Source organism: Paraburkholderia silviterrae (assembly GCF_004353915.1).
Classification (GTDB): domain Bacteria; phylum Pseudomonadota; class Gammaproteobacteria; order Burkholderiales; family Burkholderiaceae; genus Paraburkholderia; species Paraburkholderia silviterrae.
Map to the genome: position 1 here is coordinate 1 of NZ_SMRP01000015.1, position 11,586 is coordinate 11,586.

The 11,586-nt window shown below is 61.8% G+C and carries 10 protein-coding genes and 1 pseudogene; 8 read left to right on the top strand and 3 right to left on the bottom strand.

Annotation, left to right across the window (positions count from 1 at the left end):
* The 7 genes from EYW47_RS41405 to EYW47_RS25260 form a co-directional block, all read left to right on the top strand.
* Positions 1-230: hypothetical protein (locus EYW47_RS41405; RefSeq protein ID WP_205710154.1), on the top strand; the 230-nt coding region annotated here is incomplete at its 5' end.
* 6 nt (positions 231-236) lie between these two features.
* Positions 237-1,193 (top strand): LysR family transcriptional regulator, encoded by a 957-nt coding sequence (locus tag EYW47_RS25235; RefSeq protein ID WP_133197571.1) that lies wholly within the window; start codon positions 237-239, stop codon positions 1,191-1,193.
* 137 nt (positions 1,194-1,330) lie between these two features.
* A complete protein-coding gene (locus tag EYW47_RS25240; RefSeq protein ID WP_133197572.1) occupies positions 1,331-2,659 on the top strand; it encodes an MFS transporter in 1,329 nt (442 codons plus the stop codon).
* Positions 2,660-2,795: 136 nt separating this feature from the next.
* The gene (locus EYW47_RS25245; RefSeq protein WP_165976672.1) at positions 2,796-3,875 is read left to right on the top strand and encodes a porin; all 1,080 of its coding nucleotides are present in this window, start codon (positions 2,796-2,798) and stop codon (positions 3,873-3,875) included.
* 85 nt (positions 3,876-3,960) lie between these two features.
* A complete protein-coding gene (locus EYW47_RS25250) occupies positions 3,961-5,388 on the top strand; it encodes an amidase family protein (protein ID WP_133197574.1) in 1,428 nt (475 codons plus the stop codon).
* Between the two features lie 105 nt (positions 5,389-5,493).
* Entirely contained in the window at positions 5,494-6,666 is a 1,173-nt protein-coding gene (locus EYW47_RS25255; RefSeq protein WP_133197575.1) for a M20 aminoacylase family protein, read from the top strand.
* 54 nt (positions 6,667-6,720) lie between these two features.
* A complete protein-coding gene (locus EYW47_RS25260) occupies positions 6,721-7,140 on the top strand; it encodes an Lrp/AsnC family transcriptional regulator (RefSeq protein WP_133197576.1) in 420 nt (139 codons plus the stop codon).
* A gap of 47 nt (positions 7,141-7,187) precedes the next feature.
* Here the strand turns inward: EYW47_RS25260 and EYW47_RS25265 are convergent, their stop codons facing one another.
* Positions 7,188-8,252 carry an ornithine cyclodeaminase gene (locus tag EYW47_RS25265; protein WP_133197577.1) on the bottom strand — a complete coding sequence of 355 codons (1,065 nt, stop codon included), beginning with the start codon at positions 8,250-8,252 and terminating at the stop codon, positions 7,188-7,190.
* 437 nt (positions 8,253-8,689) lie between these two features.
* Positions 8,690-9,013, bottom strand: a pseudogene (locus tag EYW47_RS25270) (IS6 family transposase); the annotation flags it as partial.
* A 363-nt stretch (positions 9,014-9,376) separates the two neighbouring features.
* On the opposite strand from EYW47_RS25270, the gene EYW47_RS25275 reads away from it, so the two are divergent.
* Positions 9,377-10,435, top strand: coding sequence for a beta-keto acid cleavage family enzyme (locus EYW47_RS25275; RefSeq protein ID WP_133197578.1), 1,059 nt, complete (start codon positions 9,377-9,379; stop codon positions 10,433-10,435).
* Positions 10,436-10,730: 295 nt separating this feature from the next.
* Here EYW47_RS25275 and EYW47_RS25280 read toward each other — a convergent pair.
* A partial coding sequence (locus EYW47_RS25280; protein ID WP_133197712.1) for an AraC family transcriptional regulator ligand-binding domain-containing protein occupies positions 10,731-11,586 on the bottom strand: 856 nt, incomplete at its 5' end.

Sequence of the window (11,586 nt, forward strand, 5' to 3'; positions counted from 1 at the left end):
AACCTGACTCTACGCCAGCCGTCCTACCGGAACGGCACGAGGCCGACTATATGATTATCAAAGTCGTAGCCTCAATTACTACTGTTGATGCGAGTTGCGATCGGATCAATAAATGTGGCGAAACCCAACCCGAAGACTCATGGTGCATTGATGCGCTCCACGTGTGTTTGCAGCGGGCGGTGCGTGTTCTCGCTATCATGCTGACGGCAATGGCGCCAGTCAGGCTTTGAATTTCCATGAAGATCCAGCATTTAAGGTGCTTTACCCACATCGCAGAAAAAGGCAGCATGCGTGCGGCTGCCGAGCAGCTCGGACTCTCCGCAACGGCCGTGAGCCTTGCGTTGCGCGAGCTGGAACGCCACACGGGCGCGCCTCTGTTCACACGCCAGCCACAAGGCGTGGCGTTGACCTATGCTGGCCGGCGGCTGCTCGCGCACGCGCGCCTCATCCTTGCGCAGATTGATCGCGCCGAGGAGGAAATCGAACAGATTCGCGGATTGAAGGGCGGCGCAGTCACGATCGGCGCGACGCCATGGATATCGCAAACCATCTTGCCGCGCGCACTGGCCGACTTTCAGCGCATGCGCTCCGGCGTGCGTCTGGACTTCTCGGAAGCCATTGGCGCGTCTCACGCGGCCCTGCGCGATGGCACGCTCGACTTTGCAATCGGTCTGCCCCCGCCGAAGAATCAAAGCGCGAACTTCGCCTCGCGCGACCTGTTTTCCTGTGGACTCGCCATTATCGGCCGCGTCGGGCATCCGCTTGCCAGGTGCACCTCGCTGCGCGATCTCGCCGATCAAAGCTGGGTCATGACCATGCGCGAAGACATGCACGAGCAAAGGCACAGTGCCATGCTCGCTCGCCACGGGCTCGCGCTGTCGCCCAATCAGGTGCATTACGCACGCTCCACGCTGATTTCGATCGCCATGATGGAAGGCAGCGACATGTTGACCGTATGCCCGTGGCCATTGGTTGAATCACCGCTCATGCGCACGCGGATGACGGCGTTGCCGATTCAGGACGAGCTCCCCGACATGACAACCAGCCTCGTCATGCGGCGTGGCGATACACCAAGCGTTGCCGCGCAGTTGATGGTCGAATGCATTCTCGAGGCCGCCAAAGCCTGTCGTGACAGCAACGAACCGTCCATCAGACGAATGATGAACTCGGTCGAGTTCATCGAAGGGGACTGAACGCCGATGGCCCCCGTGTAAAGTAAAACCTTACACCGAATTGTTTCGTTGGCTATGACCGACCGCCCGGTCACTTTACGATCGTGACACTGGTTCCCACCGGGTTCCGGCTTTCGGTTTCATGTCACGAGGCGCCAATGACAACGCAAGAAACACCTTCCGCACCGACCATCGCACCGAGCGCGCGCCGCCGTGCGATTGTGTCGTCGGCGATCGGCAACGGGCTGGAGTGGTTTGACTTCGGCATTTTCAGCAGCTTTTCCCTCATCATTTCGCGCCTCATGTTTCCGCCCCAAAGCGGTGCGGCGACGCTGATGGTTGCGTTCGCATCCTTCGGAATCGCGTTCCTCGTGAGGCCGGTGGGTGGCGTGCTGCTCGGCATGTACGCGGACCGCGCGGGCCGCAAGGCCGCCCTTTCAGCGATCATCCTGATGATGTCGGCCGGCACGCTTCTGATCGGTCTCACCCCTTCGTACGCGACGATCGGTATCGCCGCCTCGGTGATGATCGTCGGCGCCCGGATGCTGCAGGGTTTCTCGGCGGGCGGCGAATTTGCCAGCGCGACCGCCATGCTGCTCGAATATTCGCCGCGAGGTCAACGCAATCTGATTGGCAGCTTCCAGGCGTGTTCACAGGCGCTGTCGTTCGCGCTCGGAGGCGCGGTTGCGTTTCTGCTGCTGCATAACCTGACGCCTCTATCGCTCCAGCAATGGGGTTGGCGGCTGCCGTTCCTGTTCGGTGCGCTCATCGGTCCGGTCGGCTACTACATCCGTTCGCGTGTCGACGAATCGCCGGAGTTCGTTGCGTTCATCAACCAGAAGCGCCGCACACCGCAGGAGCGTCTGTCGCTCGTCGATATTGTGCGCCGCTATCCACGCGAGCTTCTTGCGACGCTTGGCATCGTGGCGGTCTGCACGACCTCCGCCTATGTCGGGTTGATCTACATACCGATCTTCGCCAGCGGTGCGCTCGGACTCGACGCCGGCACGGGACAGCTCGGCATGCTGGTCGGCGCGGTGGTGCTGCTTCTGATGTCTCCGCTCACGGGCTATTTGTCGGACCGCATTGGCCGCCGACGCGTGATGGTGCCCGCGATGCTGCTGTATGGCGTCCTCGCCTATCCGCTGCTCGCGTCGCTCGTGAACGCGCCGGGTGCGGTCAGCCTGATCCGCTTTGAACTGGTGTTGGCGTTCCTGATGAGCTTTTTCTGGGGGCCCTCGGCTGCGGCGCTCGCAGAAGCGTTCCCGGTCCAGATCCGCTCAACCGGCATGGCGATCGTCTACAACCTCGGCGCCATGTGTTTCGGCGGTCTCGCTCCGCTGATCAACACGTGGCTCACGAAGGTCACCGGCGACCGTCTCGCGCCCGCCTGGTATATCGCCGCCAGCGTCGTGCTCGGCACCCTCGGCGTGCTGGTCATGACGCAACGCGAATCGGCCGCACAAGAAGCCAGCCTGCACGCCTGAGCGGCTCGCCGCCGCCGTCCGCTTTTCATTCCACCTCGCTCGTACACAAGGTTGCCGGCCGACATGCCGGCCGGCCGGGGCGGCCTCGCGCCGACGATTTCGATCGACCGCTTCAACCACCATGGAGACCTCCCTCGTGAAACGCCTTATCGCAGCCACGCTGCTGCTTCCCGTCATGACCGCTACCGCCTGGGGGCAATCGTCGGTGACGCTGTTCGGCAGCATCGACAACGGTGTGACCTACGTGAACAACTACGGCGGCCACTCACTCGTGAAAATGCAGGACGGCGTCAACAAGTCCAACTCGCTTGGCTTTCTCGGCTCGGAAGATCTGGGCGGCGGCATGCGCGCTTTCTTCAAGCTTGAAAACGGCTTCTCGGCGAACACCGGTGCGCTCGGCCAGGGCGGCCTGATGTTCGGCAAGCAGGCCTATGTGGGCCTCGGCGACAAGTCGATCGGGGAAATCTCAATGGGGCGGCAGTATGACTACACCGTCCTGCTGGAACACTATCTGCCCTGCCTGAACTGTGGCCTCTACGGCGTTCAGAACGCGGATTTCGACCGCGTGTCCGGCGAACGTCTGAACAATACGGTGCAGTTCACGAGCGCTACCTTCGCGGGCTTCAAGGGCGGGTTCATGTATGGGTTCGGCCAGAACGCGGGCACCGCTTCGACCAATATTGGCCGCGCCATCAGCGCGAATATCCAGTACACGTATGGCGGATTCGCTGCAGGCGCCGTGCTGACCGATATCGACAAGGCACCCATCTTCGCCGGTCTGAGCGGCGCGCCAAGCGTGCTGGGTCAGCCCGTCACGCCGACCACCATACTCGTGGCCGACAACCAGCGCATTCTCGGCGTCGGTGCGACCTACGCCTACGGCGCCTGGAGCGCCGCGGCACTGTACACCAACACGCACTTGAAACTGGCAGGGCACACCGCCACCGACCAGGTGCTGCATCTGGGCGGCGACTGGCATGTGTGGCCCGCTCTGGTGCTGGCGGCCAAGGTGTCATTCGACCGCTTCGAGTCATCGCGCTGGTACACGGCCACTGCGGGCATCGATTACCTGCTCTCGAAGCGCACCGATGTCTATATCGACCTGGACGCACAGAAGGCGACCGGCGCGGGCACGGTTGCCTCGATCGCGCTGACTGCGCCGTCGTCGACCAACCGGCAGGTTGTGTCGCGCATCGGCATGCGTCATCTGTTTTAAGCCGCCGCCGGCGCGCTTTTGCCGGCAAGCCCGACGTCAATGGACGTCGGGCTTGCGTACTTTCGAGGAACTCAAGATGGGAAGCATGCAATCCGGAATCACCCAGACGACTTTACCGACCGACCTCTGGCGCTGGGAAGCCTGGCAGATCGCAGAAGCAATCGCACAAGGCGCGATCTCGAGCCGCGAGGCGGTAACGAGCTGCCTCGCGCGTATCGAAGCCGAAAATCCGCGCATCAACGCGCTCACGCACATCCATCGCGAAACCGCGTTGCGCGCCGCCGATGAGGCCGACGCGCAACGCGCCGCGGGCGCCCCGCTGGGCGTACTGCACGGCGTACCTGTCACGGTTAAATGCAACGTCGACGTCATCGGCGAGCCGACCACGCATGGGGTCGTCGCCAAGCGCGACCTGATCGCGCAATCGCACAGCCCGGTCGTATCGAATCTGCTGGAGGCGGGCGCGGTTATCGTGGGCCGGACCAATACGCCCGCGTTTTCGATGCGCTGGTTCACCGACAACGCCCTGCATGGCCGCACCCTGAACCCGTGGCGCGAGGACATCACGCCGGGCGGTTCGTCCGGTGGTGCATCGGCAGCGGTTGCGGCAGGCATGTGCCCGGTCGCGCACGGCAACGATCTGGCGGGTTCCGTCCGCTATCCGGCTTACGCTTGCGGCGTTGCGGGCTTGCGCCCGACCGCCGGGCGCATTCCTTCATTCACGCCCAGTTCCGGCGAGCTGCGCACGTTCGCCGCGCAGTTCTATGCGGTGCAAGGTCCGATTGCGCGATCGGTGCGCGATCTGCGCCTGAGTCTCGCGGCGATGTCCGCAGCGGACAGCCGCGATCCGAACTGGGTGCCCGCGCCGCTCACCGGACCTGCCACCAACGGTCCGATCAAGGTCGCGCTGGTCGACGAAATTGAAGGACTGCCGATCGATGCGCAGGTACGCGAGGCGTTGCACCAATCCGCGCGCTGGCTCACCGATGCAGGCTACGTGGTCGAACGCGTCGCGCCGCCGGAGATGCGCGAAGGCTTCGATATCTGGATGACGGTCGCCATGACGGAAATTTCGACCGGTTTCGCCCAGACCGTTGAAGAGTACGGCGACGAAGGCGCGCGTCAGGCGTTGCACGGCATGCTCGCCCGCTTCGACTCCGGCGTGACGCTCGCACGGTACGTCCAGGGCCTGGCCCGCCGCGACCGTCTGCGTCGCAAGTGGAACGCGTTCTTCGAGCAGTATCCGCTCGTGCTGATGCCGACCTCGCTTGAAATGCCGTTGCGGTGGGGCATGGATCAGGAAGGACCGGAAACGATGTCGCGCATTCTCGATGCGCAGTTGCCGCTCAAGCTGGTCGCCGCGCTCAATTTCCCCGGCCTGAGCGTGCCGACGGGTGTGCATGACGGTGTACCGGTCGGCGTGCAGATTGTCTCCAGCGCGTTCCGCGAGGACCTGTGTCTCGCTGCGGGTGAGGCGATCGAGCTGCGCGCGCGCATGCCGCTCGCATTCTGATCCCTGAGGCCGCTGGTGGGCCATGGCGTGGTGCGATTCGGCACGCCGCGAACATCGCAATTTCCCCAAGCGGTCTCAGCCTCCGGCTCCACAGGAACTGCACACATGACTCATCCACTGATGGAGGCGCTGCGTGTGCACGCCTCCCGTTTCATCGACCTGCGTCGCGATCTTCATCGACATCCGGAACTCGGCCTTGCGGAGACGAGAACCTCCGACGTGATAGCCGAACAGCTTGCCGCGTACGGCTATGAGGTGACCCGTGGGATTGCGCAGACCGGCATCGTCGCCACGCTCAAGCGCGGCAACGGGCGTCGGCGTCTCGGTCTGCGCGCCGACCTCGACGCGTTGCCGATTCACGAGGCTACCGGCCGGCCCTGGCAAAGCGTGCATGAGGGCGTCATGCACGCTTGCGGCCACGATGGCCACACCGCCATGCTGATGGCCGCCGCGCACTACCTCGCCACGGAAGGCAATTTCTCCGGCACGCTGCATCTGATCTTTCAGCCGGCCGAGGAACATCCGGGCGGCGCAAAGATCATGATCGAAGAAGGTCTATTCGAGCGCTTTCCGTGCGACGCGGTATTCGCGATGCACAACATGCCGGGCATCGCGCAAGGTCATCTGGTGTTCCGCGCAGGCCCCACGATGGCGTCGAGCGACGACGTGACGATCGTCCTCACCGGCCAGGGCGGTCATGGCGCAATGCCTCATCGCGCGGCCGATCCTGTCGTGGCAGCCGCAAGCATCGTGATGGCGTTGCAGTCCATTGTCTCGCGCAACGTCGATCCGCAGCAGACTGCCGTGGTGACCGTAGGCGCACTCGTTGCCGGCAGCGCGAACAACGTGATTCCCGACAGCGCAAGACTCGAACTAAGCGTGCGCGCGCTCGACCGCGACGTGCGCGATCTGCTCGAATCGCGCATTCGCAGCCTGGTCAGTGCACAGGCGGAAAGCTTCGGCGTGCGCGCAGAAATTACGTACAAGCGCGACTATCCGGTGCTCGTCAATTCCGCATACGAAACGGAGTTTGCACGACAGGTGGGGATCGAACTCGCCGGCCCGGATAACGTCACGCCGCAAGGCGCGGCGCTCACCGGCAGCGAAGACTTCGCGGTCATGCTTGAACACTGTCCGGGCAGCTATCTGCTGATCGGCAACGGTGCGGGCGAGGGCGGCTGCATGGTGCACAACCCGGGCTACGACTTCAATGACGACAACATCGTCGTCGGCGGCGCCTACTGGGCGCTGCTTGCTGAACGCTATCTGAACGACTGAGAACGGGACCGGTGGACGACGTCACAGGCGTTGTCCGCCCGCCCTATGAGTAATATGGACGATACGGACAAAAAACTAATTGCGCTCATGCGTGCGGATGCGCGCATGAGCGTCGCCACGCTGGCGGCAAAACTCGGCGTTGCACGCGGCACGGTGACCCACCGCCTGCGCCGGCTCGAAGACGAGCAGGTGATCGTCGGCTACACGATCAAATTGCGGCCCGAGGCGGAACCCGATCATATCCGCGCGTGGATGGGCGTGCAGGTGGAGGGCAACCAGACGCACGAGGTCGTCGCGAGCCTGCTTGGCGAACCTGCTGCCGTCGCACTGCACGACACCAACGGGCGCTGGGATCTTTGGGCCGAACTGAGAGCAAGCTCACCCGCGGAACTGTCGAAGGTGCTGGAACGTGTGCGTCTTATCAAGGGCATCCGGCACACCGAAACAAGCATTCTGCTAAAGAGCTTCCGGTGAGGTCCGGTATGCAACGGCCGCACGAAGGCGGCCGCTCTTCTCGCGCATCAGGCAAACGCTTCGAGCTTCGCGTCAGTAGCTTCAATGCCAAGCACACCGAACAGATTCTTGGGGTCGGCCGGCTCGGGAATCAACTGCACGATATCGCCGATGCCGAGTTTTGCCGCCGTGTCGCGGATAAACGTCAGCGCCGAATAATCCTCCAGCGCGAAGCCGACAGAATCGAACACGGTGATCTCGGCTGCATCCTTGCGTCCGGGCGCTTTCGCAGACAGCACCTGCCACAGTTCGGTCACCGGGAAGTCGGGGGCCATCTGCTGGATGTCGCCTTCGATACGCGTCTGCGGTTCGTATTCGACGAACACGTTGCTGCGCGTGAGGATGTCCGCATGCAATTCGGTCTTGCCCGGGCAGTCGCCTCCGACGGCGTTGATGTGCATGCCTGGCCCAATCATGTCGGGCGTCAGGATCGTGGCATTGGTCTTGTCCGCTGTGACGGTCGTCACGATATCGGCGCCTTGAGTCGCCTCCGCCGCGCTGTTGCAGACCACCACATCCAGACGCTGATCCACGAGGTTGGCGACAAGCTTGGCAGTCGCCGAGGGATCGACGTCATAGAGACGCACCGTGTGGATGCCCACGAGGTCGCGGAATGCGATGGCCTGAAATTCGCTTTGTGCGCCATTGCCGATCAGCGCCATCACGCGGCATTCGGGCCGGGCAAGAGTACGGGCCGCAACGGCCGACATCGCGGCCGTGCGGATCGCGGTCGTCAGCGTGAGCTCGGACAGCAAGCGCGGTGCACCCGTATCGACGTCCGCGAGTACCCCGAACGCCATCACCGTGGGCAGGCCGGCGCGCGTATTCTTCGGATGGCCATTGACGTACTTGAACGCGAACTCGCGGGAGTCGGCGATCGGCATCAGTTCGATCACGCCGTCGCGGGAATGGCAGGCGACGCGTGCGCTCTTGTCGAATTCGGACCATCGCAGGAAGTCGCGCTCGATACGTTCAGCGACGCCCGCGATGCAGTTCGGGAGGCCGACTCGCCGCACAAGGCGGATGACGTCGTCGGCGCTCAGATAGACAGTTTGGGGAAGGCGGGACAGCATGGGGATTGCTCCTCGGTGGACTGAATGATGAGTAGAGTTTCCCAAAGTCGGACGTCAGCCGATAGCAGCGTGGATGCACAGTTTTTCGAGTGCTTTCATCAAAATGGCAAGCCGGACTGCCAGAGTGATCAATGTGCTTGCACAACACCCTTGCGCGCGTGGCTCGCGATGGCGGCGGTACAAGATTCACGACGAAATGGCGAACGTCTCCCGCCCACCGCGATTCCTCGCAGATAGCCAGTAGAGGTGAAATACGTCGAAGGGCGGCGCACGTGCCGTAGCGGTGGATCGAGCAGGTTGGATAGAGGATCCCGAAGTCAGCAGAGGCACCCATCATCCGTATTCCCAGTGCAAATTGCCCAGTTGTATGGGCCAGCGTGGCTTTATCAAGTTGACGAGCGTAGTCTGTATGGCTAGCCAAAACATAGTTATCCTTATCAGATAGCTTCCTCGACTGCGACATTGACGCTCCAGCCATGCCAGCTGGCGAGGCGTTCCTTGAGTATGGCGCGATGACATGCCGCGTTCATCTGATGTCTGGGCAACGCGAAGTGCTGACGGATCAGGCCGAAGCTTGAGAGAAACGCCTGAGTGCGACGCGCATCGCGAAAGCCGCACATCTGGCGTTCGCGTCTGCGAGTCGGCTGGTGGCTATTCTCGGCGCGGTTATTCACGCGCGCAGCCGCTTTGACAAATATGTGTTTCACCTGGGCGAGTTCGGGAATCTCGGCTTTTGCCGCAGAGTGACTGCGCAACTGGTCAGCGCCCCATACATGTGTCCACAGCCGCCGCTTTCTCGGACCGGCCTCCACCCTGGCTCAAAATCCAGTCGGCGCGGACAGCCTTTGTTTTCAGAAGCGGTGGCAACCAGCATGTGCATAAGCCGGTGGTCGATTCTGGCGCGAAATGATAAGTGAGCACCGTGCTATGGCAAATGGCTTTTCTGCGACTCGACGTACAGTAAAGGTGCTCTCAGATTTCGCCGGTCCCAGCAGTTGCCGTTTGCAGAAAGCTTTAATCCAATTGTCTCGAAGATTGCGATTTTAGTTGCGGCACTGCATTGCGCTGCCACGCCAGCTTCGCTGGCGAAGTCCGTCGAGCTCCTTTTTAACCGGAGACTCACTGTGAACTTTCTTGACGGCCATCTGTATCCCGAAAACCAGCAACCTCTAGTTATCACGGCCGCACCGTATGCGCCTGGTTATTTGCCTTCTGACTTCCCTGAGGATATTCCCATCACCATGGAGGAACAAATCCAGAAAGCTGTGGATTGCTATAATGCCGGTGCAACAATACTGCATCTGCACGTGCGCGAACTGGACGGGAAGGGCAGCAAGCGCCTGTCAAAGTTTAATGAACTGATTGCCGGCGTGCGTAAGGCCGTACCCGAGATGATCATCCAGGTGGGCGGGTCCATCAGCTTTGCTCCCGAAGGCGAAGGTGAAGCAGCCAAGTGGCTGAGCGACGACACCCGCCATATGCTGGCCGATCTGGAACCTGCACCGGACCAGGTAACGGTTACCGTCAACACGACATTGATGAATGTGACCGAGCACGCCGAAGACGCAGACTACGCGGGTCTTTCACGGGGGGTGCCAGCCTACTTCAACGCATACAAGGAAATGATCGTCCCCTCAGGCCCAGGTTGGGTGGAGGAGCATATTCGCCGTCTTAGCAAGGCGGGTATCCAAAGCGCCTTTCAATGCTACAACATTAACAGCTTCGAGACGGTGGAACGGCTGATGCGCCGCGGTGTTTATAAGGGCCCGCTGGTGATGAATTGGGTGGCACTCAGTGGTGGTTTTGACAAGCCTAGTATCTATAGCCTGGCCAACATCGTTCGTGACGTGCCAGATGGAGCCATGTTGACTGTGGAAAGCAATCAACGCAACGTGCTGCCGGTGAACATGATGGGTATCGCCATGGGCTTGCATGTGCGCTGCGGCATTGAAGACGGGGTTTGGAACCAGCACCGTAACGGTAAGGCCAGTAGCGTGTCTCAGATCGAGCAACTGGTACGCATTTCGCGCGAGTTCGGTCGTCCTATCGCAACTGCCAAGGAAGCGCGTGAAATCTGCAGGATCGGTGTGTTTTATGACACGGCCGAGGAAACCCTGGAGGCGAACGGCTTTGCCCCCAATCGAAACGGCGGCACCCAGGGCTTTCTGCGCAAAACGGGCTGAGGGTTCAACGTATCGTCCATTCGTCTGCTGAGTTGTGGCTGAAAGCAGTGGAATGGCATACCGGCTTTTCCCGAAACGGCCGTTGAGCATATCTTCAAGGAGTCTGCGGGCAACCTGCAGACTCCTTGACGTTGGGTACAGGTTACTAATGCGCGCAACTTCTTGGCAGTACAGCCAAACTGTGTCACGTACCAGCGCGAAAAACTTTGCGACGAGCAGCCTTGACGCAATGCGAGAAGCCGGTGCCGAATTTGTCGCACCAGCGCTGGTTATGCTCCTGTCGCCTCCGAAGGTGCTACCGGCGCTCGGTGCCGCGTGTGGCCCGGCTCTCCTTGGCGTTGCAACCGAATTGCGCGTGATACCAGTGTGAGAATCCGCTCGGGGCGGAAAAGCCGAGTAGGGCCGCCACTTCGGTCAACGGACGGTCGCTCCCGATGACATGACGCGTGGCGAGTTCCTTGCGGATCTCGTTGACGACCGACGAGAAGCTCTGCCCCTGTTTCGCCAGCCGACGCTGGACCGTGCGGCACACCACGCCCAGGTGCCCGGCCACCTGTTCGATGCTGCAACGCCCGCTGGGCAGCAGCAGCAGGATCGTGCGCCGTACATCCTCAAACAGTGTCGCCTCATGCGACTTGGGCGACGCGTCTATCAACTGCTGCGCATAGCGCACCATCGCCGGATCCGCTGACGGGTTGCGTGCATCGAGATCGGCCTTCGCGCAGACGATGCAGTTGAAGTCATAGTCAAACTCGACGCAAGGGCCAAATAACCGCAAATGCGTATTAACGTCACGCGGTGCAGAGTGCTCGAAGCACACGCGCCGCGGCTGCCAGTCGGCCCCGAGGAGCTGGTGTATCAAGCGCACCATCACCCCTAGCGCCAGCTCAACCCTTTGGCGCGTGGGCCGATGCGTACCTCCAGTAATTACCGCCTTGCGAATAATGACCACCCCGGCGCTTTCCTCGATCGTCAACGACAGCACATCGTTGAGCACTGCCTGGTAGCGCATCAGCACGTCAAGCGAGTCGCGCACCGTCGCCTGGTCGCGGATCAGCATTCCCACCGCCCCAAGTTCGGACAAGCGGCGCGACTCGGCCATGCGCAGTCCGAAACTCTCGTTGCCCGACAGGGTTGCAGAGGCCTCGAGC

Coding starts and splice junctions, on each gene's coding strand:
- EYW47_RS25250 (WP_133197574.1), top strand. CDS start 3,961: ATGCAATCCGGAATCACCCAGACGACTTTACCGACCGACCTCTGGCGC.
- EYW47_RS25240 (WP_133197572.1), top strand. CDS start 1,331: ATGACAACGCAAGAAACACCTTCCGCACCGACCATCGCACCGAGCGCG.
- EYW47_RS25255 (WP_133197575.1), top strand. CDS start 5,494: ATGACTCATCCACTGATGGAGGCGCTGCGTGTGCACGCCTCCCGTTTC.
- EYW47_RS25235 (WP_133197571.1), top strand. CDS start 237: ATGAAGATCCAGCATTTAAGGTGCTTTACCCACATCGCAGAAAAAGGC.
- EYW47_RS25265 (WP_133197577.1), bottom strand. CDS start 8,252: ATGCTGTCCCGCCTTCCCCAAACTGTCTATCTGAGCGCCGACGACGTC.
- EYW47_RS25260 (WP_133197576.1), top strand. CDS start 6,721: ATGGACGATACGGACAAAAAACTAATTGCGCTCATGCGTGCGGATGCG.